Source organism: Rhodospirillaceae bacterium (genome assembly GCA_018662005.1).
Taxonomy (GTDB): Bacteria; Pseudomonadota; Alphaproteobacteria; order Rhodospirillales; family JABHCV01; genus JACNJU01.
The window spans coordinates 27,218-49,620 of sequence record JABJHA010000020.1 but is presented as its reverse complement, the minus strand read 5'-3'; the positions used below and the strand labels follow the sequence as shown (position 1 = coordinate 49,620).

Sequence of the window (22,403 nt, the reverse complement as noted above, 5' to 3'; positions counted from 1 at the left end):
TATCGAAAGGCTAAAGACATGGATGTCGAAGTAACAGATACCCTTTTGAGCATTGGATTGTTTGAAGGCAAAAAGGCTGAAGATTTCAGCTTTCAGCGGCTCGGCGGCCTGACCAACAGGAATTTCAAGGTTGTTGTTGGCGGTGAAAGCTTCATGTTGCGGATCGCTGGCGCAGGCACCGATGAATATATCGACCGTAAGGCCGAAGAAGTTTGCGCCTACGTCACCGCCAAGGCAGGTGTCAACGCTGAGGTGCTGTTCTTCGATGCGTCAAACGGCGTCCAGCTGACCCGCTTCATCGAGGGTGCAAAAACCATGAGCACAGACTTGTTCAAGGATCTGGGCGCCGTCGCGCGGGCCGGACGGGCCTTCAGAAAGGTTCATGATTGTGGCGACAGTTTTTCCACCGAATTCAATATCTTCACGATGATGGATGAATACCTGGCCATGTTACGCGACAAGGACGCCTGGATTCCCGATCATTATGAAAAGACCCAGATTGAGGCTGAATCGGTGCGCGCCGCCCTGGCCGCGAATCCGGCCCCGTTGGTGCCGTGTCACTGCGACCCGCTGGCCGAAAATTTTCTCGACACTGGCGAGCGCATGATTGTCATTGACTGGGAATATTCCGGTAATAATGACGCCATGTGGGATTTGGGCGATTTGTCGGTAGAGGCCGAATTTGACGCCCGACAGGATGAGGCTTTGCTGGAAGCCTACTTCGGCGGCTCAGTGCCAGCCGAAAAACGCGCCCGCATGATCATGTACAAGGCCATGTGCGATTTGTTGTGGACTTTGTGGGGGGCGATTCAGGTCGCCAACGACAACCCTGCTGAAGATTTCAGATCCTACGCCGAAGGCCGCTTTGAGAACTGCAAAAAGCTGATGGCATCAGACGAATTCAAGGCGCAACGATCAATTCTGCTCGAGGCCTGAGTGAAAAAAAACGGCGACACCAATAAGGGTCGCCGTTTTTATTTCAAGCCACAGAATTTTTAGCGGTTCTGACGGTTATCGACCAGATCATCAACAACACCGGGATCGGCCAGGGTCGATGTATCGCCCAGGTTGGAAAAATCGTTCTCACCGATTTTGCGTAAAATACGGCGCATGATTTTGCCGGAACGGGTTTTGGGCAGTCCTGGCGCCCATTGCAGCCAGTCCGGCGAGGCAATCGGTCCGATTTCCTTTCTGACCCAGGCCACCAGTTCCTTCTTCAACTCGTCGGAGGATTCCACCCCGGCGTTCAGTGTGACATAGGCGTAAATGCCCTGGCCCTTGATGTCATGGGGCGCGCCGACAACGGCGGCCTCGGCGACATCGTGGTGGGCGACCAGGGCGCTTTCGACCTCGGCTGTTCCCATGCGGTGGCCCGAAACGTTGATGACGTCATCGACACGGCCGGTAATCCAGTAGTAGCCGTCTTCGTCGCGCCGGCAACCGTCTCCGGTGAAATACTTGCCCGGGTAGGTCGAGAAATAGGTCTGCACGAAGCGTTCGTGATCGCCGTAGACGGTGCGCATCTGGCCAGGCCAGGAATCGGTGATGCACAAATTGCCAGAGGTCGCCCCGTCAAGGGTTTTGCCGTCCCCGTCAACCAGTTCGGGTTGAACGCCAAAGAACGGACGCGTCGCCGAACCCGGCTTGGCGGCGGTGGCCCCGGGCAGCGGTGTAATCATGATGCCGCCGGTTTCCGTCTGCCACCAGGTATCGACAATCGGGCAGCGGCCTTCGCCAACCACATTGTAATACCACATCCAGGCTTCCGGATTGATCGGCTCACCAACGGTGCCCAGTAAGCGCAGAGACTTCCTTGAGGTCTTCTGGACCGGGCCTTCACCGTCGCGCATCAGGGCGCGAATGGCCGTTGGTGCGGTATAGAAAATGTTGATGTCGTGCTTGTCGCAAACCTGCCACAGGCGCGAGCTGTCGGGATAGGTGGGCAGGCCTTCAAACATCACGGTGATGGCGCCATTGGCCAGCGGTCCGTAGACGATGTAGCTGTGACCGGTGACCCAGCCGACATCGGCGGTACACCAGTAGATATCGCCATCGTGATAATCGAAGACGTACTGATGGGTCATGGAAGCGTAGACCATGTAGCCGCCGGTGGTGTGAAGAACACCCTTGGGCTGGCCTGTGGAGCCGGACGTATAGAGAATGAACATCGGGTCTTCGGCATTCATTTCTTCAGGTTCGCAATCGGCTGACACCTCCGCGCAGGCTTGGGTGTAGCGAACATCGCGACCTTCGACCCAGTTGATGTCGGCATCGGTGCGATTGACGACAAACACCGTCTCGACGCCGGGGCAGTTTTCAAGGGCCTTGTCGGTGTTGACTTTAAGCGGGATCGGTTTGCCGCCGCGAACGCCTTCATCGGCCGTAATCACGCAATTGGATGAACAGTCATTGATGCGGCCAGCCAGCGCATCGGGTGAAAAACCGCCAAAGACGATGGAATGAATAGCGCCGATCCGGGTGCACGCCAGCATGGCGACGGCGGCTTCGGGAACCATCGGCATGTACAGGGTGACAACATCACCCTTTTTGATGCCGCGGGCCTTCATGGCATTGGCGAAACGGCAGACCTGCCCGTGCAGTTCCTTATATGTGATCTTTGAATCTACGGCAGGATCGTCGCCTTCCCAGATAATCGCGGTTTGATCGCCGCGGCTTTCCAGATGGCGGTCAAGACAGTTGACCGAGGCATTCAGGGTTCCGTCATAGAACCATTTTATGGAAACATCCGGCGCGTCGAAGTTGACGTCCTTAACCTGGGTATAGGGCTTGATCCAGTCGATCCGCTTGCCCTGCTCGCCCCAAAACCCCTCGTTGTCCTCGACGGACTGCTTGTACATCTCAAGGTATTTGTCGTTATCGGCCCACGCTGTTTCGGCCAAACCGGCGGGAACCGGGAAAATTTCATTATCTGACATAGCTGTTCGCCTCTCTGAAATTGAGCCACCGTCCCGGCGTTGCCCAGGAAATTATTTATTATCGGTGTAATGTGACAGCGATTATCTCAAAAACGGCGCGGGAAACAAGGGGTGAAATCATTCAGCCAGATAAATAACGTCATCCCGCATTTCTATGGCCACCGCGCTCAGGCTCTGTTCGGCGCAAGGGCCGGAAACACAATAGCCGTCCTCAATCCTGAAAAGCGCGCCGTGGGTGGAGCACAGGATCATCGATTTATCCGGATTAAGGAAGCGTCCGGGGGCAAAGTCCAGCGGTGTTCCGATGTGTGGGCAACTGTTCAGGTAGACGAAGGCGCTCGTACCCTTGCGTACGACGATATAACTTTTCATCTGGCCGTCGGTTTCGGCAAAAAAACCGCCGGAGTTGCCGTCTTCGACGTCGTTTAAGCCGCAAAGTTTGATAGGGGCGCTCATTTTAGGACTCATTTTAGGATAAGGGCTCGAAAACCTGCTTCCAGGGCTTGATGACGACGCTTTCAAAAAGCCCGGCCTGGGCGTAAGGGTCCGCTGCGGCAAAAGCATCGACGGCGGCCCGGTCAGGCAAATCGACGATCAGCAACGAGCCGTTCATCCCCTCCCCGTCATCGGTAAGGGTTGGCCCGGCGGTATAGATATTGTCGCGATTGGCTTTCAAAAAATCGACATGGGCGGGGCGGTTGTCAGCGCGAACCTGGGCGGCGCCCGTCTTGTCGGTGCAATGGATGATGAAATGCATGTCAGCAGTCGTCCTTGTTTTAAGAAGTTTATTATTTATCCCAGCGGATCTTCAGCGCCAACAGGTCTTGCCAGCAAGCCTTTGATGGTCGCTTCGATATCGGCGTTGTTGTTGAGTATTTGATCCATGGCGGTGCAAAGTGGCGCATCGACGTTCAGGCTTTTGGCCAGACGCACGGTTGATGAGGCGGTAAACACCCCTTCAGTAACCGAAGAACGCTCACCGAGAATTTCTTCCAAAGAACGGCCAGCACCCAGTGCTACGCCCAGCGAAAAATTCCGTGATTGCATGGCGTTGCAGGTCAGGGTCAGGTCGCCGACACCGGACAACCCGACCAGGGTTTCCGGCGATGCTCCCTTGGCTGTCGCCAGTCGGGCGATTTCGGCAAGTCCCCGGGTGATGAAGGCGGCGCGTGCGTTGTCGCCAAGGCCACGGCCTTCAATAATACCGCAACCAATGGCCAACACATTCTTGACCGCCCCGCCAAGCTCGACGCCAATCACATCATCGCTGCGGTAAGCGCGAAACGTCGGCGTTCCCAAGGCTGTGACCAGTGCCGCCGCCTGATCAGACTCTTTTGATGCCAGGGTGATGGCCGTCGGCAAACCACGGGCAACCTCGATGGCGAAGGTCGGCCCGGACAACACGGCAATGGCTACGCCGGGCAGTGTTTCGGCGCAAACCTCGCTTAGCAAGGCGCCGGTTTTCTGCTCTATGCCTTTGGCGCAAATGACCGCAGGCACGTCGTCCCGCCATGATTTGGCCATTTCAGTTGTTGCGGTACGCAGGAATTGCGCCGGCATAACCAGCAGGACGGCGTCACAGGCGGTGATATCGGCAAAATTGGCGGTCGCCCTGATTTCCTTATCCAGTTTGATGCCCGGTAAAAAACGGCTGTTTTCGTGGGTGTTGTTGATGGCCTCCACCACATCAGCCTCATGGGCCTGAATAATCACATCGCGCCCTGCTCGTCTGGCTGTGGCAGCAAGGGCCGTGCCCCAGGCCCCGGTTCCGGCAATACCGATTTTCTGGATTGTCTTGTTCATGGGAATGTTATGCCCTGTCGCCAGACCTCATTCAAGCCTTGGTGCCTTAGCACCTGATAAACCATGCCGCTCTGGCGGCTGATCAGGCTTTGGCTCCGGCAAAGGCGGCGCTGGGGGCGTCCGGGTCGAGCGGCCAGCGTGGGCGCGGGCGAAAATCAAGACCATCCTCGGCAGCGTTGAGCCCCGAAACAGTGATCCGCTCTATAGCCGCCCAGGCGATCATCGCCGCGTTATCGGTGCACAGGCTGGGCGGTGGCGCGACAAGCGGGATCGCCCGCGCGTCGGCCAGCTTTTGCAGCCTTTGGCGAATGCTCTGATTGGCCGCGACGCCGCCTGCGACGACCAGGGCGTGACAGGTTTGATGGTCCTCAAGAAAATTATTCAGGGCATGATCGGTGCGGTCGGCCAGCACGTCACCGGCGGCGGCCTGAAATCCGGCGCACAGGTCGGCGATGTCCTGCCTTTCAAAAGCCCCTTCGGGCAATCCCAAGGCGACGTGGCGGACTGCCGTTTTCAAACCGGAAAAGGAAAAATCACATCCGGGACGGCCTTTCATCGGTCGTGGCAGGTCGAAACGGGCGGCGTCCCCACTTTTGGCTGCAGCCTCTACAGCCGGGCCGCCGGGATAGCCAAGGCCAAGCATTTTTGCCGTCTTGTCGAAGGCTTCACCCAGCGCGTCGTCGATGGTGGTGCCCAAACGTTTATAGCGTCCCGGCCCTTCGACGCTCAAAAGCTGGCAATGGCCACCCGATACCAGCAACAGCAAGTAAGGGAAGTCGATTTTGTTTTTTGCCTCCAGGCGGGCGCTCAGGGCGTGGCCTTCAAGATGGTTGATGGCGATAAAAGGTAACTTTCGAGCTACCGCGATGGCCTTGGCCGTCATCACCCCGACGATGACGCCGCCAATCAGGCCGGGTCCGCCGGTCGCGGCAACCGCGTCCAGTTGATCAAATCCGGTACCGGCCTTGCTCATTGTTTCAGCAACCAGTCGGTCGATGTGTTCAAGATGGGCGCGCGCCGCGACCTCTGGCACGACGCCGCCATAAGGTCGATGCTCTTCCAGCTGCGAGAGAACGGTTTCGGCCAAAATCTCGCCGCTGTCGGTCACCACGGCGGCGGCGGTTTCGTCACAACTTGTTTCGATACCCAGTACGATCATCTATAAAACAGTCTCATTGATTATGAAGTTCAGGGACTTTACTCTCTGGACAACATTCCGACCATTACTTTGAGCATGTTTTTATGACCTCCCCCGCCCCCCTTCGTATTGGCACCCGTGGCAGCCCTTTGGCGCTGGCCCAGGCTGAAGAAGTTAAAACCCGGCTGATTGCCGCTTTTCCTGAAATGGTCACCGCCGCCGAAATCGTCATTATCAAAACGACCGGCGACATGATTCTGGATCGGGCATTGGCCGAAGTCGGTGGCAAGGGCTTGTTCACCAAGGAAATTGACGACGCCATGCTTGATGGACGTATCGACCTTGCCGTTCATTCCATGAAGGACGTACCGACTTGGCTACCGGACGGCATCGTCCTGCCTTGTATGCTGGAGCGCGAAGACCCGCGCGATGCCTTCATCAGCGACAAGGCAAAAAATATTGCCGACCTGCCATCCGGCAGTGTTATCGGCACGGCGGCGCTTAGGCGGCAGGCGCTTATTCTGAATATGCGTCCCGACCTTAAGGTCGTAACTTTTCGCGGCAACGTTCAAAGCCGTCTTCGCAAATTGGCCGAAGGTCAGGTTGACGCCACCCTTTTGGCGCTTGCCGGGCTTAATCGCCTGGGTAATGCCGATGTTGCAACGTCGATTATCGAGACCAATGAAATGTTACCGGCGGTGGCCCAGGGCGCTATCGGCATTACCTGTCACACGGATGATGAGCGCGCCCACAAGTTTCTGGCTGCGCTCAATCATCAACCGACAGTGTTCAGGGTGAGAGCTGAGCGTGCCTTGCTTGAAGTCCTTGACGGATCGTGCCGAACGCCCATCGCCGCACTGGCGGAAATTGACACCAGCGACGGCCTGTCCCTGCGCGGCCTTATTGCCAAACCTGACGGTTCGGAAGTTCTGGAAACGGGGCGCAGCGGCGACATGGCCGATGCCGTAGCGCTGGGCCGGGAGGCCGGGGAGGAGTTGAAAGAACGTGCCGGGCCCGGATTTTTGGAGTGACGCTTTGCCATGCGGTTAATGATTACCCGTCCGCTGGAAGATGCCGAACCGCTTGCGGCAGAGTTCGCCGCTCTCGGCATCGAAACAGTGACCGAACCCTTGCTGAGCATTGAACTGACGGCGGCGGACGCCCCGGACCTAACCGATGTTCAGGGTCTTTTGCTGACCAGCGCCAATGGGGTACGGGCCTTTGCCGCTCTATCATCCGAACGCCGCTTGCCGGTTTATGCTGTTGGTGACGCGACAGCGCGGACGGCACATCAGGCGGGATTTGAAAAAGTCACAAGTGCCACCGGTGATGTCACCGCCCTGGCCGGATTGGTTCAGGAAAAATGCAAGCCCGGGGAGGGTGTCCTGCTTCATGTGGCAGGCTCGAAAGTGGCGGGCGACCTGGCCGCAATGCTGGCCTTAAGCGGCTACCAGTATCACCGTGTTCAACTTTATCATGCCCGCAAGGCGACAGCCCTGTCCCCGGCAGGTCTCGATGCCCTGAAAAAGGGCGACATTGACGGGGTCGTCTTGTACTCCCCGCGCACGGCGGACAGTTTCGTCGATTTGTTAACGAGCGCCGGCGCCACGGGCTGTGCCGAACGGCTTCATGTTTTTTGTTTGAGTGACGCCGTCGCCGTCCATGCAGGGGCGCTTGACTGGACCCGGGTGGTTGTTGCGGCAACCCCGGATCAGGCGGCGCTGATAAAATGTGTAAGGGAAATGCCCCCGCAGGGTTGATTTATCTAAACCGCAACGAAGACACCTGATATTATCAGGGATCAGAATATTGACGAGGATCGGCGTGTGAGCAAAAAGACCAAGAAAGAAGAGAAGCCAGGAAAGGCGGAGGCAAAATCGCCTGCCAAGCCCAAGCCTGCCGCTGAGGCGAAAACCCCCACGCCTGAACAACCGGAAAAACCGCTGGTCACCTCTAACACCGAGGAAGCAGGTATTTCACGGTCTCTCTTTAGCCTGTTGCTGGTCGTGGTATTGATCGGCGGCGGCCTGGCAACGCAACCCCTGTGGTCGCCTTATGTTGTCGATTACCTGCCAGCCCTGAAAAATTCCGATGAGCAGCAAGCGCCCGAAGATACGTTAGCGAACCGTCTGGGTGAGATTGAAAAGGAAGTGGAGCGGGTCCGAAAGGGCGGTGAAGCGATTGCCGATCTTGAACGTGAACGCGGACAGATGAACCAGTCCTTTGAAGGGGTGATGGCGCGAATTCTGGAACTGGAAAAGCAAATCGATTATGTCCGCGGCATGTTGCAGGCGACCTCACCACCATCAGACGCGGTGGAAACCAACGAATCCCTGCAACGATTGAGCTCGCGCATGAACCAGCTGGAAACAAGCGGCGAGACAGTTAATGCGGTTATGGAACGGCTGGCCAAACTGGAACAGGCCATGGCTGAAAGTGGCTCCAACGCCAATAGTTCTGCCGAACAACTCACCCAGACCATGGCGGGGATTTCCGAACGCATTGGCAGTCTTGAAACCGGTGCTGCGCAGTCGAGCGCCGGTGATGCCGCCGCAAGCGCCCTCGCGCAAAAACAGGTGCAGGCCCAGACATTGGTGCTGGCGGTTGGCCATTTGCGTGAAACCCTGCGTTCCAGCGCACCTTTTGCCCCTGCCCTGGATGCCCTGAAGGCACTTGCCCACGGCGATCCGGACATCATGCGCGGGGTCGGCGAGCTTGCGCCTTATGGGAAGACCGGCATCGCCACCATGGATACCCTGCGCCGGGAATATCTCGCCGCGGCAAACGCCATTGCGGCGGCAGCGGTGCCACCCATCCCGTCCGAAGATGTGCTGGGCGATGTGTTAACAACGATTAAATCCCTGGTGTCTGTGCGCAAGGAAGGCGCACTGGATTCCATCGATGCCAGCGCAAGCCCTGTAACAAAGGCCAGGGCGCGCCTTGATGAGGGTGATTTGGCCGGTGCCGTGGCGACGCTTTCGGAACTTGTCGGCCCGCAAGCAAGCGCCGCCGCCCCCTGGCTAGAACGCGCCCGGGCGCGTCTGATGGCGGAAACGGCGCTGTCGAGATTGCATGTCTTTGTCGTCTCGCTGCTCGCACCTGTCAATAATTAGGCGAAGGGAATAACAAGGATGTTACGCGCCCTTTGGTTTATTTTTCTGCTTTGCGTGCTGGCCGCAACGGCCATGTGGCTGGCTGATAATCCCGGTCAGCTCAGCCTTGTCTGGCATGGTTATGTGATCGAAACATCCGCCGCTGTTCTGGTCGGTGCTGTTGGCCTCGTCGCCATTCTTTCGGCCTTTACGTACCGCCTGTGGCTTTTTATTCGGGGCGTTCCTGCCGAGATTGCCCGCTTTCGTCGCGACGGCCGGCGTCGTCGCGGCTATCTGGCCTTAAGCCGGGGCATGGTGGCGGTGGCTGCCGGTGATCCGGGCGAAGCCCGCAGGCAAGCCGGGCGGGCCGATGATTTACTCGATGAGCCATCGCTGACAATGTTGCTTTCGGCCCAGTCGGCCCAGTTAAGTGGAGATGAGGCGGCGGCGCAAAAATTCTTTACCGAAATGCTCGCTAGCCCCGATACGGAATTTCTGGGCCTGCGGGGGCTGCTCAATCAGGCGATCAAGCTTGAACACACTCAAGACGCCCTGAAATGGGCGCGCCGGGCCAGCCGCCTTAAACCCGAAAGCGCCTGGGCGGCCCGCACCCTGTTTGACCTTGCCAGTCGCGGTGGCCTGTGGGCAGAGGCCGACGAGGCCCTGGCCATAGCGATCCGCAAGAAACATGTAAGTGCTGGCGAAGCGCGCAGGCCAAGGGCTGTTCTGGGCCATCTGATGAGCGTCGATGCCGAAGCCGCTGGCGACGTCGCCAAGGCTCTTAAATTATCGAAGAAGGCGAGCCTGGACGCGCCGGGGTTAAGCCCGGTTCAGATCCATTATGCGGGTTTGCTTAAAAGTGCCGGCAAACAGCGCAAGGCGGCCAACGCCCTGGAAGCCGCGTGGGCAACGACCCCTGTTCCGGATCTGGCGGCAGCTTACTGGGGGGTGAGCGGCGCTGATGACGCCATGGCCCGCATGAAGGCGGCGCAGACACTGGCGGGGTTTAATCCGAAAGACCCGGCAACCGCCCTGATGCTGGCCCGGGCCGCACTGGACGCCGGCCTGTGGGGGGAGGCGCGCAAGGGACTAATGGCCATGGAAGCATCAAACCAGCCGGTGCCCGGCAGCTATTGCCAGTTGATGGCGAGCCTTGAGGAAGGCGAACATCAGGACATGATAGCGGCCCGCGAATGGTTGGTCCGGGCGGCCAGCGCAAGTCCTGATCCGACCTGGGTTTGTGAAGATTGCGGCAACGCCGCCGATAGCTGGACACCACTTTGCGGCGGCTGTGGCGGTTTCGATAAATTCCAGTGGCGCTTGCCGGTTCGGGTTCCGGGCCTGATTGCGCCTGAGCAGACGGAACAGACGGAACAACCAAAATTGACTGCGCCGCAGGCCTTACAAGACGTTGACGCGGAAAGGACGACGCAGTAAGTAAAGCCTTGGGAAATGAGCCGCCTTAGCTCAGTTGGTAGAGCATCGCATTCGTAATGCGGGGGTCGGGTGTTCAAGTCACCCAGGCGGCACCATTTCCTCTTTCAAAAAAACTTGGATATTAAACCTGATCACGTCACCACGGTCGTTACCGGTTGGAACATTTTTCGGTATCGGGACGGGTTGAGACCGGTTCTTCTATTGAACAGGCGGCGGAAGAAACCGATGTTCTCGTAACCCACCGCTGGAGCAATTTCATCAAACGGGGTATCGCCGGTTTCCAGCAGACGCTTGGCTTCTTCGATCCGCAGGTTTTGAACATGGTCCATGAGCGTCGTCCCGGTGGCTGCTTTAAAGCGCCGCTTGATGGTGCGTTCGGGGATCCCGGAATGGTCAACCACGCGGGCGACAGGTTCGCCTTCACGGAAGTGGGCTTTAAGCCATGTTTCACACTCACGAACCACGGAATCCGCGTGTGCTGTCTGGTTGACAAGGCTGGCGAAAGGCAACTGGCCTTCGTCGTGCCATTTCAAAAGGTAAACCTTGGCGATGCGCAACGCCTCGCCGGGGTTGCAGTGGCGGGCAATAATATGGATCGCTAGGTCATGCCATGAACTGGTGCCACCGGCCGTAACAATGCGGCCCAGGGGGTCGGCAAAACACAAGTTCGGTTCCGGTTGAAAGCGAACTTTCGGATAACTTTTGTGAAACAGATGCTGATAACCCCAATGGGACGTTGCATCCCGTCCGTCAAGCAAACCGGTTTCGGCCAGCATAATGGCCCCGGAACAGGCCGAATAAATCGATGCCCCGGCTTTGTAGCAATCGCGAATCCAGTCCATCAGCTCTGGGTAGCGCCCTTTAAGGTCTTCGTCCGGGGCCAGCCACAGTTCGGGCAAGATGATGATCGGTGCCATCGGCTGGTCGCTGATGCAGAGATCAGGATTGACCGGAATATTATTGCCGCAGACAAAACCCGCGCTCATGGGAGAGACGATTTTCGGCTTGATCAGAGCGACTTCCGGCTGGGCACCGACAAGCAGTTGCCAAAGATTTCCGGCAGAGGCCAGCACATCAATCATCCCGTAAAGGGCCGAGCCGGCGGTTTCGGGCACCGCGACGATCAGGGCGTCTTGGGTGGTCTTCTGGTCATTTTCCATTTATTGAGCCCTTTTTGTGGCACGAATGCATCTTTTTTGGCAAAAAACGCCCTCAAAAGCAAGAGTTCCCTGCCCTATCTTCCGCCCATCGCCACCCATGAGGGCGGCACAAACAGTTGCAAAGGAAGATATGATGAACACCCAAAACACAGCCCAGGAAATGCCCACCGTTACCAACGGCGTTAATGTCAGCGCTCTATTTGAAACCATTGAGGCGGTAAAACAGACACCTGAAATCGCTGATTTTCAGTTTCGCGCCTCTAACACCTGGTTGGGCGGCGATCACAACCGCTCGACCATCAGCAGCTTCCGTGGCGCCTGCGACGAGCAGCCCCACGCCAAGGGCCCGTTTGTTCTCGACAACGCCGAACCACCGCTTCTTCTGGGCGAAGGCAAGGCTGCCAACCCGGTTGAATATGTCCTGCACGCCCTGGCCGGCTGCCTGACGACAACCATGGTCTACCACGCGGCGGCCCGCGGCATCGTTATTGAAGATGCGCGTTGCGAACTGGAAGGCGATCTTGATCTTAAGGGGTTCCTTGGTATGGACAGCACCGTCCGAAAAGGTTTTTCGGTTGTGCGCGTGCGTATGCAGGTCAAGTCCGAAGGCGACGCCGAAACATTGAAGTCACTGGCGCAATTCTCGCCGGTCTACGAGATGGTTTCCAGTTCCCTTCCGGTGGAAATTTCCATCGAGAAAATCTGAGCAAGTGCTGGTCCGGGCAAGGACATACCGTCCGGGCCAGTGGCTTGTTTCGTCAAATTCAGGAGAACCCGTTATGAATACGAGCAGAAAAAACGGCGTAAATGTTTCGATCAAACAAGCAGGTAGTGGCCAGCCGGTTGTGCTGTTGCACAGCTCCGCCAGTTCCGGCAAGCAGTGGAAGCAGGCTTTTAAAAACTGGGCCGACACATATCATCTTGTCGCGCCTGATTTGTATGGTGCGGGCGGCACCGACAACTGGACCGGTCCCGGAGCCCTGACCCTGGCGGGTAACGTGGCGTTGGTCACGGCTGTGGTTCGCAAGCTGGGCAGACCTGTCCATCTTGTCGGTCATTCTTACGGCGGCGCGCTCGCCCTGCAGATGGCGTTACTGCACCCGCAGCTGCTTTTAAGTATGAGTGTGCTTGAGCCTGTTGCGTTCAATATTTTACGTGATGGCTCGGACGCAGAGCGTGGCCTGTTCGATCAGGTATCCCGGCTTGCCCGCGACATCACCCAGGACGTTTCGTGGGGAATTCCCGAACAGGCGATGCAACGTTTCGTCGATTACTGGAACGGCGAAGGAACCTGGGCCGGCTTGCATCAGGATCAACGTCTAAAACTGGCCCTGAAGGCTGGCAAGTTGCCTGGGGATTTCAACGCCACACTGGGCGAGACGACACCGATTTCCGCCTACGCTGGCATAAAGGTTCCGACGCTGGTTTTGTGCGGCACCAACTCGCCAAAACCGGCCCGTCAGATCACCCGTATGCTGGCCGAGGCGATACCCGACGCACGCCACCGGACAATTGCAAACGCTGGTCACATGTTGCCCGTGACCCATCCGGCAAAGGTCCATGCTGCCATTGGCGATCACATGAAAAAGGCACAAGCCCCGTTGTTAGCACGGGCGGCGTGATCAGAGACTCTTGTATTTTCTGCCCCTAGAAGATAGATACCCTGATGACCCGGACGGGGCGGAAACTTATTAGGAGTCGATATGGAGAAGCGGAAACTTGGCGGTAATGGAACGGTTGTTTCGGCCCTTGGTATCGGGGCGATGTCGTTTGCCGATTTTTATGGTCCTACGGATACGGAAAAATCCCACGCCATTCTCAGCACCGCCCTGGATTTGGGCATCGATCATATCGATACCTCCAACGTTTATGGTCAGGGTATTTCAGAAGAGCGCATCGGTTCGTTTTTAAGCCAACAGGGACCGGGGCGTCACGAGCTGTTCACCATCGCCACCAAAGCCGGGATCTGTCGTGGTGATGACGGTAAAAATTATGACAACAGCCCGGGGCACCTTGAGGCGGAGCTCGATAAATCCCTGAAACGTCTGGGCGTTGATCATGTTGAGTTGTTCTATGTCCATCGCCGTGAGCAGGAACTTCCCATTGAAGAGGTTGCGGGAACCCTGGCGGGATTTATCCGGGCCGGTAAAATCAAACAATTCGGATTTTCGGAAATTGCGCCGACTTCACTTGCTCTCGCCGCCGCCGTTCACCCGGTAGGTGCTGTGCAATCGGAATACTCGCTCTCAACACGCTATCCAGAACTGGGACTTGTGCAAAAAACAGCCGAGCTGGATACGACGCTTGTCGCTTTCAGTCCGCTGGGCAGAAGTTTGCTAACGGACAGTCCGCACTCTGAAGAAAATGTCCAGACCTTCCCGTTTCTGAAAGACAATCCGCGCTTTCTTGAACCCAACCTGAGCCGCAATGTTGAGGCCACGGCAGGCTTTCGCGCCCTGGCCCGGGACATGGGGCATAAGGCGTCGTCCCTAGCCATTGCCTGGGTCCTGCATCAGGGCGCACATATTTTGCCCATTCCCGGCACCAGGTCCACCGATCACCTGAGGGAACTGGCAAAAGGCGCTGAACTGTCCTTGAGCTCTGCGGACCTTAAGGCCATCAATCAACAATTGCCCGTCGGCTGGGCCCATGGCGACAGATATTCTGTTCCGCAGTGGGCGGGGCCTGAAAAATACTGTTAATCAGCTCATTTTAATTGTACGCCTTGTTAGTATTGTCTTCATCCGATCACGATATAAATACATATATTGTGTTGGAGGACTGACCGATGACAGCTGAGGAACTGCTCGCACAGGAAGAAGATGCCTACTGTCTGATGGAGGCTGCGGTGTTGCTTGATCAGGCCCGCCTTGGTAATGACGGCGGTGAAGTGAGTATTCTGGAAGCAGCATTGAGTAACAATCATGACCTCTGGGTGGCCATTCGGGCGACCGTTTCCGGTCCGGATAACAGCATGCCCGGTGATGTGAAGGAAAATCTGGTGCGGTTGTCAAAGTATGTCGTCGCCACCACCCGAAATCAGGGTAGCGCCATCACAGAACATGCCCTGACAACGTTGATAAATATCAATCTGCAAATTTCCGAAGGCCTGCTGGAAGGCGCCGAGAAAAGCGACTAGTGTGATGGCTCTGAAGTATGGCTCAATAATTGATCCATACTTCAGAGCCATCACACGAGATTCAATATATACGTGGCCTGCTGATACCAGTAATTCATGATATGAATAACTGGTGCAGGACACTAGGGTGATGGCTCTTTTAATAAAGGGCTTTTAATGGTCGACGACAAACCCGAACATCTTGAACGAAAGAGTAGCGACCGGCGTGAGCAGTCCGACCGGCGGTGTACCGTTGCGCCCTGGACGGGGAAGGAACGACGCCAGGGCAACAGACGCCAGGCGATTGACCGCCGCGGCCTGCCTTTTGGTGTTTATTATAAATCCAGCGAGCCGCTGGCCATTTTGTATGACTGGTTGCGCGACCACTGTTACGGCAAATGGTCCGTCGGTATTGAAGCGGCCGGAAATGACCCGTTCAAGAAGGCGGTGAAGGTACTTTTCGAGCTGGAAAGCGACAAGGATACCTTCATGACCAGTGTTGTGCGCGCCTGAAATCAGGGGATATGGCAACTCGCCATGCCGCGTTTCTCCAGATACTGCTGATGATAAGCCTCGGCTGCATAAAAAGTTGAGGTAGCCGTAACTTCCGTAACGATCGGATTGGCAAAGGTGGCAGCCTTCGTATGGGCGTCGATAGAGGCTTCTGCCTTGGCTTTTTGTTCCGGCCCATGAAAAAAGATCGCCGAGCGGTATTGGGTTCCCATATCCGGGCCCTGGCGGTTTAGGGTCGTGGGATCATGGCAGGCCCAGAAAAGATCAAGCAGGGCCTGATAATCGACCAACGCCGGGTCAAATGTTACCTCGACAACTTCCGCATGGCCCGTCTGGCCGCTGCAGACGTCCTGATAAGTCGGATCTTTCAAGGCACCGCCCAGATAACCGACGGTCGTCGCCTTGACACCTTCAAGCCTTCGGAAGGCCACCTCGACCCCCCAGAAGCAGCCGGCGCCGAATGTTGCTTTTTCCATCAATCGCTCCGATCATTAAAAATCTGAACCTAATATGTAGTCATTGTTTGGATTGCGTCCACCGGTAGTGGATAAAATCTAACATATGGTACCCATACGATGGCTTCTCAAGTTCATCCGAAAAGGCACCCAATGCGCCGTGATGCCACGCATCACAAGCCTTGGGTAACGTATTCGGTGGGCTTGAGAAGACGCCCTTCGGGTTCCATTTCCTGGCTTCTCGGGGCGTCGAGTTCCCTCAACGATGCTTTGGCATCGCCTGCGGGGCCTCTCCTACCGAGAAATCAGGAAATGAAATCGTATGGGTGCCATATGTTAGATTTTATCCACTAGTTTCAGGATTGAGGAAAACCGTTGGGTTTCCGAATCGCTGCCCTGCACCTGAACCCTTTGTCGGTGTTGGGGTGATGGCTTTTTGGTGTTTCGCAATGAAGAATTCATCATCGAGCACGCCCGTGTCGGGGTTAAACCGGCCTGCGTCCCGGTCCCATTGGGTGAACGAAACAAGCCCCTCCCAGGGGTGTTGCGCCGGGCGCTATTCAAGAAGGGCAGGGGTGGCATTTTTACGGCAGTGGAATGGGTCGGGAAATTCCATAAAACAGGCGAAAAATAATCATTTCGCAACCGTACTACATTGAAAATAAAAAGAAAATTTCACTTAATCATGAAAATTAGAAAATTACACCCAGGCCCGGATATAGCTGTGCCCGTGTCTTTGTTCGGGCCTTTACGGGGCCGTATTAAGGGGCTGCGATGGATAAAAATTTTGGCGCTTTTCAAGATCTATTTTGGCCATGGAAGAATGCCGAACTGATCAAAAAGATAAAGTCACTTCACTTCAACAATAATTTAATCGGGCTTGCGCCTGGAAAATTATTTTGCTTTTTGGGATTTTTATTGCCCCTGCGGGAGAGACACCTTCAAAAGCAGAAATTTATTATCAGGCCAGGTTTGTGAGTTTTCCCGTTGGCCCTGTCTTTAAACTTCGTATCACTTTCTCAATAAACGCCGAATGAGCGTTGGAGCGATCTCTGGAGGACAGGCGATGGCCGCAGTCCGTTAGCGGTTTTTACCTGAAAGGCGCCTGCGAGGGCCAGTTGAGCCCGAAATTTGTCAATTTTCCAATTGTTAAATCCGAAAAAACATAAATAAAAACAAATAGTTACAACGGATCAACCGATTTATAAAGATTGCTTTAACACTTTCGTCCCAGAAAGGAAAAACAACAACATATGCAGTTACGATGGTCCTGAAGCGGAACCGTCTGACTGGGTTAGAACACCCCGGCGGTGTAAGAATGGCCCCCTGTTATCTTGTTTAGAGGCGGTGGCGGCGAGTCTTTTGCGCTAAAACGGGGAAAACCCTGAACTTTCCTTAATCCTGCTAAAATGACCGGCCTGCCGGGCCTTGGCAAAGACGCCCTATCAACCAATCGTTAACCATAATCTGTTCCTATTGCGGGACTGATTACCGGGCTTGTCCCGCCAACAGGATTGACGTGAAGATGACTGCCAAAGCTGCTCCGAACCGCAAGCACTCCTATACGATTCCCTGCTCGACTGATTTTCGTGATGCGGTAATGGCCCTGGCCGACAAACGCCGGGTTAATGTCGCCGACCTTGCCCGTTCGGTGGTTCTGGTTGTCAACGCCGAAGAAATTTTCGATTTTCCCGACCCGGGCGGGCCGCTGGCCGGTGACCGTGAAACCGTTGTTCTGAAATCCGGTGCCGCCAAGGGCAAACCCTGGCAGCGCAAACCCCGCCTGCAAGTGCGTATGGCCCCCGGTTATGACGCAGTGACCCTGCGTCGGGCCCTAGGGGTGGCGTTATCAATTGATAAAGGAGCGGTGGATATCAGCCTGAGCGGCGGCATCGAACAGCCAGCAGCGCCGGTTGTCGATGAAAGCATGATGCACGAGGCCCGCGAGGAACTGGACCGGTTGCGCTCGATTATCTCTGCCCTGTCCTTCCAGCCCCTGCCCCAGGGCATTAAAAATCGCAACGACGCCCTTCATATTCTCGGCTTTCCGCCGGGCAGCTTGCCCGATGGTAAATCCATGAAATCCCGCTTTCGCACCCTGGCCAGCATTCACCACCCCGACAGCGGCCACGGCGACCACGATCGCATGAGCCAGCTAAACGAGGCCATGGACCACCTGAAACGCGGGGCTGCTTAATATAGAAGCCCCTCAAGCGCCGGGCGGGGTCTCCGACCCCTTGGCTCGCCGCAGTGGCGGCGGCCCGCAGTCGCGGGCTTGGGGAACCAAGAATAAATGGCGACAGGATATTTTCCTGTCGCCATTTTTATTTTGACTTCCAGAGACCCAGCCAAGAGAGCGGAGCGAACGCCCGGCGCTTGAGGGGCCTGATCCTTAATGAGGGGCTTGAACCTAAAGGCTTACCTTCTTTCCCCGAACAACCTCAACAGCATGAGAAACAGGTTGATGAAGTCCAGATACAGGGTCAGCGCACCCATGATCGCCTTTTTGGTCATCACTTCTGCGCCATCGGCTTCTTCGTACACAGATTTGATTTTCTGGGTGTCGTAGGCGGTCAGGCCGACGAAGATCAGCACGCCGAGCACCGAAATAACGAAGTGCAGGGCTGATGATTGCATGAATATGTTGACGACCATGGCGATGATGATGCCGAACAGGCCCATCATCAGGAACGACCCCATAGCTGTCAGGTCACGCTTGGTGGTGTAGCCATAAAGGCTCATCCCGGCAAACGTTCCGGCGGTGATGAAAAACACCCTTGTCACCGAAGCACCAGTGTAGACAAGGAAAATATTGGCCAGGGAAAGGCCCATCACGGCGGCAAAGGCCCAGAATACAGCCTGGGCGGTCGATGCCTGCATCTTGTTGATGCCGAATGACAGCGCCAGAATGAAGGCAAAAGGCGACAGCATGGCGATCCAGGCAAGTCCGGTCGGTTGAACCATGCCGTCCGGGCCGGCAACGTACAGCATATTGAGGATGGCCGGGGTGTTGGCGCTGAAATAGGCGATGATACCTGTCAGGGCCAGCCCTGAAGCCATATAGTTATAAACCCTGAGCATATATTCGCGCAGACCGGCATCAATTTCGACGCTTGCGTCGGCCTGTGCGCCGCCTGCCGCGTGGGTGCTTAATGTAAATCTGCTGTTGGGATCGGAAACCATGGAAAACCTCTTTTGCTGTCAAAAAACAATCTTTGTTTAATATGGCAGAAAAGCATCCGAAATCAAGGCGATGCTTGTAACAAAGAGTAACAGATCATTTGTTGCGTAGGTGGGTCGAGGCCGTTTCACCAAGCGCTTTCCAGGTACCCAGATATCCCGCAACGACGGTTACAAACAGGCAGATGGCAACCGTGATAGCGACCACTTGCGGAAGGAAGATCCAGCCCGCACGCATCAGGAAAACCATCACCGCCCAGGCCGTCAATGTGCCGATAGCAGCTGAAATGATCCCGGTGGCGATCCCTAGAATGCCGTATTCAAAGGCGAAGGCTTTAAGAAGACGGCCCCGTGTCGCCCCCAGAACCTTGAAGATCACCGCGTCATAAATGCGGCGGCGCTGGCCTGCGGCGAGGGTTCCGGCCAGCACCAATGAACCGGCAATGATCGTGATCAGCGAGGTCCCCTGGACGGCCTGGCCGATGCCTTCAAGAATATGGGCGGCGGCTTCAAGAGCCTCGCGGACTCGGATAGAGGTGATGTTGGCAAAGCGGCTCGAGACGGCATCTTCAAGCTCTTCTTCGATTTCCGCTGGCGCTTCGACGGCGGCTATGTGGGTATGGGGAGCACCCTCCAGCGGCCCGGGCGCCAGGATGATGGCGAAGTCGAAGCGCAGGGATCGCCAGTCGATTTCGCGCAAGGACATGATGGTTCCCTCAATCTCCCGGCCCAGCACGTTGAGGGTCAAGGTGTCACCGATACCGATGCCAAACCCTTTGGCAAGCCCGGCGTCAAGGGAAATCACCGGCGGTCCTGAATAGGCCTCGTCCCACCACTCCCCTTCGATGATCTTTGATCCTTCGGTCGGATTGGCCGATGAGGTCAGCGCCCGATCACCATTAATGGCCCATTGTGATCCTGGTGCGACGGTGGCTTTTTCGACCGGGGTGCCATCGATTTTGACAATTCGGCCGCGCAGGCTGGGCATCCGCCTGAAACCCTTTGTTCCAGCTACTCTGGTTACTGTCTCGTCAAAAGCCGCGACCTGCCCCGGCTGGATGTCGATGAAGAAAAATGCCGGTGCTTCTTCCGGCAGGCGTTCGTTCACCTGATAATTCAAATTGCCCTGAATAAGGGCGACGGCAACCAGTACGGACAGGCCAAGTCCCAGTGACAGAACGACGCTGGGGGCGTTGGACCCGGGCCGGTGGATGTTTGCCAGGGCGAGCCGCAGTTCGGCATTTTTGGGGCTTTTCATACGCGTCGCCCAACCCACCAAAAGCGCCGCTCCTAACCGTAACAAGCCAACCGTGACAAGCGCCCCGCCGACAAACCAGTAAGAAAAATAACGATCGCTGGCGCTCATGATTGTTAATCCGGCAAGTGCCGCGACACCGGCAATAGCGGCGATCATGGCCGCCGGGCCGGGTTTCAGGTTTGATGGGGCGATGGCGTCCCTAAACAAGGTCGCCGCCGGGATTTCCCGGGCCCGACCCAACGGCCACATGGCAAATGTCAGGGACGTTAGCAAACCGAAGACCGCGGCTAGCGCCAAAGGCTTTGGATAAAAACCGATGTCCGGGGCGACCGGCATCTGGCTTGCGACAGCGCCAAGCCCAACGGCGGGAATGATGCCGCCGAAGATCAATCCGACCCCGATGCCAAGCACGCTTAAAACCATCACCTGCAGAAGATAAATTTTAAAGACGAGCGCCCCCGGCGCGCCGACGCATTTGAACGTGGCGATGGTCGCGGTTTTGCCGTCCAGATAGCCGCCGACAGCATTGGTCACCCCGATGCCGCCAACCAGCAAGGCGGTCAGGCCGACAAAACTCAGGAAAAGCGTCATCCGGTCAATGAAGCGGCGGATGCCGGGCGCTGCCTCATTTGGTTGTCGGACCCGCCAACCGGCCTTGGGGAATACGGTGTTCAGGTTTTCCCGCCAGACTTCAGGATCAACGCCTGCGGCCAGCAGTACACGGGTATGGAAATGGGCTTGCGATCCAGGTCTAATCAGCCCGGTTTTCTCTAGGGCCGCCATGGACACCATCAGGCGGGGGCCGAAACTGAGGACACTGGCGACCCGGTCGGGTTCGCTTTTGATGATGGCGGTGATGCTCAAGGTGGCGGCGCCGACTTTGACCCGGCCACCCAAATCGAGTCCCAGTCTTTTCAGTAAATTGGCGTCGGCGACTGCGCCGAAAGTGTCGCCGGTTTGTTTGGCCAGTGCGTCATCCAAAGTCAGGGCCGGGGCTAACACCATGTTGCCGCTTAAGGGATAGGCGTCATCGACACCCTTCAGTTCGATCAAGGAACGCCCACGCTTGCCCGCGCCAGTTCCTGCGGCAGGGGTCGCCATGGCGCGCAATTCAAGCGTTTTTGAAAGTGACCGAGTCTGATCCATCAGGTAGCGATCCTGGTCTTCACTGTTGGCGTGGTTATGGAAGCGCAGGTCAAAATCGCCGCCGAGCAGGTTTTTGGCGTTATTGTTCAGGCCGGCAATGACCGAGGCACTAATGGTACCGACGGCGGCAATGGCGGCGACACCGACGCCCAGGCAAGCGAGGAAAATGCGAAAACCGGCAAGACCCGCACGCAATTCCCTTCGCGCCAACGACCAGGCCAGTGTCCATGCTGCGCTAGTACCCATTATTATAATTCCGTAACTCGTAGGACGGTGTTGCGAGGTTTCCGGCTAGGAGCGCATCGTGCCGTGGTGCCATCCACCACAAGCGGTGGGCAACGCCGCCCTTCGGGTTGCTTTTCCCGCTCCCTCGGGGTGTCGTCAACGCTTGACGATGGGCCGCCATCGCCTGCGCGCTGCCTCCTACCGAGGGGGCGGGAAAAACAATCCTACGTATCCCGGAATTATAAAAGTGGGTACTAGCCGTCATCAGAAATATTCCCGTCCAGCATGGCGATGGTGCGTTCGCAGCGTTCGGCCAGTTCCGGCTGATGTGTGACCAGCATCATTGTCGTGTTGCAGCGCTCTTTCAGGCTGAACAGTAAATCCATAACCTTATGACCGGTATCGCCGTCCAGGTTGCCGGTCGGCTCATCGGCCAGAAGAATGGTCGGTTCGGGTGCGAAAGCGCGGGCCAGGGCCACCCGTTGTTGCTCGCCGCCGGAAAGCTGGCCCGGGTAGTGATCAATGCGATGGCCCAGGCCGACTGCGTCAAGTTCGGCGCGGGCCCGTTCAAAAGAATCGGAACGCCCGGCGAACTCAAGCGGCATGGCGGCGTTTTCCAATGCCGTCATGGTCGGCACCAGATGAAAATCCTGAAAGACAATACCGACATGATTTTGTCGAAACAGGGCCAGTTCGTCTTCGTTCATGGCGTTCAGGCCGTGCCCGGCGATATTGATTTCACCGCGGGTCACTTTTTCAAGGCCGGCGATAACCATCAGCATGGAGGTTTTGCCCGAACCGCTGGGGCCTATGACGCCAATGGTTTCCCCTGCCTGGATTGACAGGTCAATCCCGCGCAGGATGTTGACCTCCCCCGCATTGCTGGTCAGGGTAAGTTCCACCAGTTTTAATTCAATGGCCGTATCGGTATGCTCAGTCATG

Annotated in this window: 22 protein-coding genes and 1 tRNA gene; 13 read left to right on the top strand and 10 right to left on the bottom strand. The window is 56.6% G+C overall.

Annotated features, from left to right (window positions below; all coding sequences use genetic code 11):
• Positions 1-18: 18 nt before the first annotated feature.
• On the top strand, positions 19-936 hold the full coding sequence (locus HOL66_09730; protein MBT5244515.1) for a phosphotransferase family protein: 918 nt from the start codon (positions 19-21) through the stop codon (positions 934-936).
• Positions 937-995: 59 nt separating this feature from the next.
• Here the strand turns inward: HOL66_09730 and acs are convergent, their stop codons facing one another.
• From acs to tsaD, 5 genes are all read right to left on the bottom strand, one after another.
• Positions 996-2,936 carry an acetate--CoA ligase gene (gene acs / locus HOL66_09725; GenBank protein ID MBT5244514.1) on the bottom strand — a complete coding sequence of 647 codons (1,941 nt, stop codon included), beginning with the start codon at positions 2,934-2,936 and terminating at the stop codon, positions 996-998.
• 117 nt (positions 2,937-3,053) lie between these two features.
• Positions 3,054-3,392 (bottom strand): Rieske 2Fe-2S domain-containing protein, encoded by a 339-nt coding sequence (locus HOL66_09720; GenBank protein ID MBT5244513.1) that lies wholly within the window; start codon positions 3,390-3,392, stop codon positions 3,054-3,056.
• A 13-nt stretch (positions 3,393-3,405) separates the two neighbouring features.
• Positions 3,406-3,693, bottom strand: coding sequence for a YciI family protein (locus HOL66_09715; protein MBT5244512.1), 288 nt, complete (start codon positions 3,691-3,693; stop codon positions 3,406-3,408).
• A 35-nt stretch (positions 3,694-3,728) separates the two neighbouring features.
• Positions 3,729-4,739 (bottom strand): NAD(P)-dependent glycerol-3-phosphate dehydrogenase, encoded by a 1,011-nt coding sequence (locus tag HOL66_09710; GenBank protein MBT5244511.1) that lies wholly within the window; start codon positions 4,737-4,739, stop codon positions 3,729-3,731.
• An 82-nt stretch (positions 4,740-4,821) separates the two neighbouring features.
• A complete protein-coding gene (tsaD, locus tag HOL66_09705) occupies positions 4,822-5,898 on the bottom strand; it encodes a tRNA (adenosine(37)-N6)-threonylcarbamoyltransferase complex transferase subunit TsaD (protein MBT5244510.1) in 1,077 nt (358 codons plus the stop codon).
• 83 nt (positions 5,899-5,981) lie between these two features.
• On the opposite strand from tsaD, the gene hemC reads away from it, so the two are divergent.
• The 5 genes from hemC (at position 5,982) to HOL66_09680 (ending at position 10,501) form a co-directional block, all read left to right on the top strand.
• Positions 5,982-6,908: a hydroxymethylbilane synthase gene (gene hemC / locus HOL66_09700; GenBank protein MBT5244509.1), complete on the top strand. Its 927-nt coding sequence runs from the start codon at positions 5,982-5,984 to the stop codon at positions 6,906-6,908.
• 9 nt (positions 6,909-6,917) lie between these two features.
• A complete protein-coding gene (locus tag HOL66_09695; GenBank protein ID MBT5244508.1) occupies positions 6,918-7,637 on the top strand; it encodes a uroporphyrinogen-III synthase in 720 nt (239 codons plus the stop codon).
• A 66-nt stretch (positions 7,638-7,703) separates the two neighbouring features.
• On the top strand, positions 7,704-8,990 hold the full coding sequence (locus HOL66_09690) for a hypothetical protein (protein ID MBT5244507.1): 1,287 nt from the start codon (positions 7,704-7,706) through the stop codon (positions 8,988-8,990).
• Between the two features lie 18 nt (positions 8,991-9,008).
• Positions 9,009-10,406, top strand: coding sequence for a heme biosynthesis protein HemY (locus HOL66_09685; protein MBT5244506.1), 1,398 nt, complete (start codon positions 9,009-9,011; stop codon positions 10,404-10,406).
• Positions 10,407-10,425: 19 nt separating this feature from the next.
• Positions 10,426-10,501: transfer RNA gene (locus tag HOL66_09680), tRNA-Thr, on the top strand.
• Between the two features lie 36 nt (positions 10,502-10,537).
• On the opposite strand, the gene HOL66_09675 is transcribed toward HOL66_09680, so the two are convergent.
• On the bottom strand, positions 10,538-11,566 hold the full coding sequence (locus HOL66_09675) for a helix-turn-helix domain-containing protein (protein MBT5244505.1): 1,029 nt from the start codon (positions 11,564-11,566) through the stop codon (positions 10,538-10,540).
• A 160-nt stretch (positions 11,567-11,726) separates the two neighbouring features.
• Between HOL66_09675 and HOL66_09670 the strand changes: the two genes are divergently transcribed.
• The 5 genes from HOL66_09670 to HOL66_09650 all read left to right on the top strand — a co-directional run bounded on the left by HOL66_09670 (position 11,727) and on the right by HOL66_09650 (position 15,197).
• A complete protein-coding gene (locus HOL66_09670) occupies positions 11,727-12,272 on the top strand; it encodes an OsmC family protein (protein MBT5244504.1) in 546 nt (181 codons plus the stop codon).
• A 73-nt stretch (positions 12,273-12,345) separates the two neighbouring features.
• The gene (locus tag HOL66_09665) at positions 12,346-13,188 is read left to right on the top strand and encodes an alpha/beta hydrolase (GenBank protein ID MBT5244503.1); all 843 of its coding nucleotides are present in this window, start codon (positions 12,346-12,348) and stop codon (positions 13,186-13,188) included.
• An 81-nt stretch (positions 13,189-13,269) separates the two neighbouring features.
• On the top strand, positions 13,270-14,268 hold the full coding sequence (locus tag HOL66_09660; protein MBT5244502.1) for an aldo/keto reductase: 999 nt from the start codon (positions 13,270-13,272) through the stop codon (positions 14,266-14,268).
• An 86-nt stretch (positions 14,269-14,354) separates the two neighbouring features.
• The gene (locus HOL66_09655) at positions 14,355-14,705 is read left to right on the top strand and encodes a hypothetical protein (protein ID MBT5244501.1); all 351 of its coding nucleotides are present in this window, start codon (positions 14,355-14,357) and stop codon (positions 14,703-14,705) included.
• 156 nt (positions 14,706-14,861) lie between these two features.
• Positions 14,862-15,197 (top strand): hypothetical protein, encoded by a 336-nt coding sequence (locus tag HOL66_09650; GenBank protein ID MBT5244500.1) that lies wholly within the window; start codon positions 14,862-14,864, stop codon positions 15,195-15,197.
• Positions 15,198-15,199: 2 nt separating this feature from the next.
• Here the strand turns inward: HOL66_09650 and msrA are convergent, their stop codons facing one another.
• On the bottom strand, positions 15,200-15,673 hold the full coding sequence (msrA, locus tag HOL66_09645; protein ID MBT5244499.1) for a peptide-methionine (S)-S-oxide reductase MsrA: 474 nt from the start codon (positions 15,671-15,673) through the stop codon (positions 15,200-15,202).
• A 753-nt stretch (positions 15,674-16,426) separates the two neighbouring features.
• On the opposite strand from msrA, the gene HOL66_09640 reads away from it, so the two are divergent.
• Complete coding sequence (locus HOL66_09640; protein ID MBT5244498.1) at positions 16,427-16,630, top strand: hypothetical protein; 204 nt, start codon at positions 16,427-16,429, stop codon at positions 16,628-16,630.
• A gap of 547 nt (positions 16,631-17,177) precedes the next feature.
• Positions 17,178-17,849 carry a J domain-containing protein gene (locus tag HOL66_09635; protein MBT5244497.1) on the top strand — a complete coding sequence of 224 codons (672 nt, stop codon included), beginning with the start codon at positions 17,178-17,180 and terminating at the stop codon, positions 17,847-17,849.
• Between the two features lie 221 nt (positions 17,850-18,070).
• Here the strand turns inward: HOL66_09635 and HOL66_09630 are convergent, their stop codons facing one another.
• The 3 genes from HOL66_09630 to HOL66_09620 form a co-directional block, all read right to left on the bottom strand.
• Positions 18,071-18,835: a Bax inhibitor-1/YccA family protein gene (locus HOL66_09630; protein ID MBT5244496.1), complete on the bottom strand. Its 765-nt coding sequence runs from the start codon at positions 18,833-18,835 to the stop codon at positions 18,071-18,073.
• 94 nt (positions 18,836-18,929) lie between these two features.
• Positions 18,930-21,482 carry an FtsX-like permease family protein gene (locus tag HOL66_09625; GenBank protein ID MBT5244495.1) on the bottom strand — a complete coding sequence of 851 codons (2,553 nt, stop codon included), beginning with the start codon at positions 21,480-21,482 and terminating at the stop codon, positions 18,930-18,932.
• A gap of 233 nt (positions 21,483-21,715) precedes the next feature.
• Positions 21,716-22,402, bottom strand: a complete 687-nt coding sequence (locus HOL66_09620) for an ABC transporter ATP-binding protein (protein MBT5244494.1) — start codon at positions 22,400-22,402, stop codon at positions 21,716-21,718.
• Between the last annotated feature and the right edge of the window lies 1 nt (position 22,403).

Excerpts from the sequence above, each read along its gene's own strand:
- HOL66_09650 (MBT5244500.1), top strand. The coding sequence starts at position 14,862 with ATGGTCGACGACAAACCCGAACATCTTGAACGAAAGAGTAGCGACCGG.
- HOL66_09655 (MBT5244501.1), top strand. The coding sequence starts at position 14,355 with ATGACAGCTGAGGAACTGCTCGCACAGGAAGAAGATGCCTACTGTCTG.
- HOL66_09715 (MBT5244512.1), bottom strand. The coding sequence starts at position 3,693 with ATGCATTTCATCATCCATTGCACCGACAAGACGGGCGCCGCCCAGGTT.
- HOL66_09685 (MBT5244506.1), top strand. The coding sequence starts at position 9,009 with ATGTTACGCGCCCTTTGGTTTATTTTTCTGCTTTGCGTGCTGGCCGCA.
- HOL66_09670 (MBT5244504.1), top strand. The coding sequence starts at position 11,727 with ATGCCCACCGTTACCAACGGCGTTAATGTCAGCGCTCTATTTGAAACC.
- HOL66_09660 (MBT5244502.1), top strand. The coding sequence starts at position 13,270 with ATGGAGAAGCGGAAACTTGGCGGTAATGGAACGGTTGTTTCGGCCCTT.
- acs (MBT5244514.1), bottom strand. The coding sequence starts at position 2,936 with ATGTCAGATAATGAAATTTTCCCGGTTCCCGCCGGTTTGGCCGAAACA.
- HOL66_09625 (MBT5244495.1), bottom strand. The coding sequence starts at position 21,482 with ATGGGTACTAGCGCAGCATGGACACTGGCCTGGTCGTTGGCGCGAAGG.
- HOL66_09710 (MBT5244511.1), bottom strand. The coding sequence starts at position 4,739 with ATGAACAAGACAATCCAGAAAATCGGTATTGCCGGAACCGGGGCCTGG.
- HOL66_09640 (MBT5244498.1), top strand. The coding sequence starts at position 16,427 with ATGGATAAAAATTTTGGCGCTTTTCAAGATCTATTTTGGCCATGGAAG.
- HOL66_09665 (MBT5244503.1), top strand. The coding sequence starts at position 12,346 with ATGAATACGAGCAGAAAAAACGGCGTAAATGTTTCGATCAAACAAGCA.
- HOL66_09720 (MBT5244513.1), bottom strand. The coding sequence starts at position 3,392 with ATGAGCGCCCCTATCAAACTTTGCGGCTTAAACGACGTCGAAGACGGC.
- HOL66_09695 (MBT5244508.1), top strand. The coding sequence starts at position 6,918 with ATGCGGTTAATGATTACCCGTCCGCTGGAAGATGCCGAACCGCTTGCG.
- msrA (MBT5244499.1), bottom strand. The coding sequence starts at position 15,673 with ATGGAAAAAGCAACATTCGGCGCCGGCTGCTTCTGGGGGGTCGAGGTG.
- HOL66_09675 (MBT5244505.1), bottom strand. The coding sequence starts at position 11,566 with ATGGAAAATGACCAGAAGACCACCCAAGACGCCCTGATCGTCGCGGTG.
- HOL66_09630 (MBT5244496.1), bottom strand. The coding sequence starts at position 18,835 with ATGGTTTCCGATCCCAACAGCAGATTTACATTAAGCACCCACGCGGCA.
- HOL66_09620 (MBT5244494.1), bottom strand. The coding sequence starts at position 22,402 with ATGACTGAGCATACCGATACGGCCATTGAATTAAAACTGGTGGAACTT.
- HOL66_09635 (MBT5244497.1), top strand. The coding sequence starts at position 17,178 with ATGACTGCCAAAGCTGCTCCGAACCGCAAGCACTCCTATACGATTCCC.
- tsaD (MBT5244510.1), bottom strand. The coding sequence starts at position 5,898 with ATGATCGTACTGGGTATCGAAACAAGTTGTGACGAAACCGCCGCCGCC.
- hemC (MBT5244509.1), top strand. The coding sequence starts at position 5,982 with ATGACCTCCCCCGCCCCCCTTCGTATTGGCACCCGTGGCAGCCCTTTG.
- HOL66_09730 (MBT5244515.1), top strand. The coding sequence starts at position 19 with ATGGATGTCGAAGTAACAGATACCCTTTTGAGCATTGGATTGTTTGAA.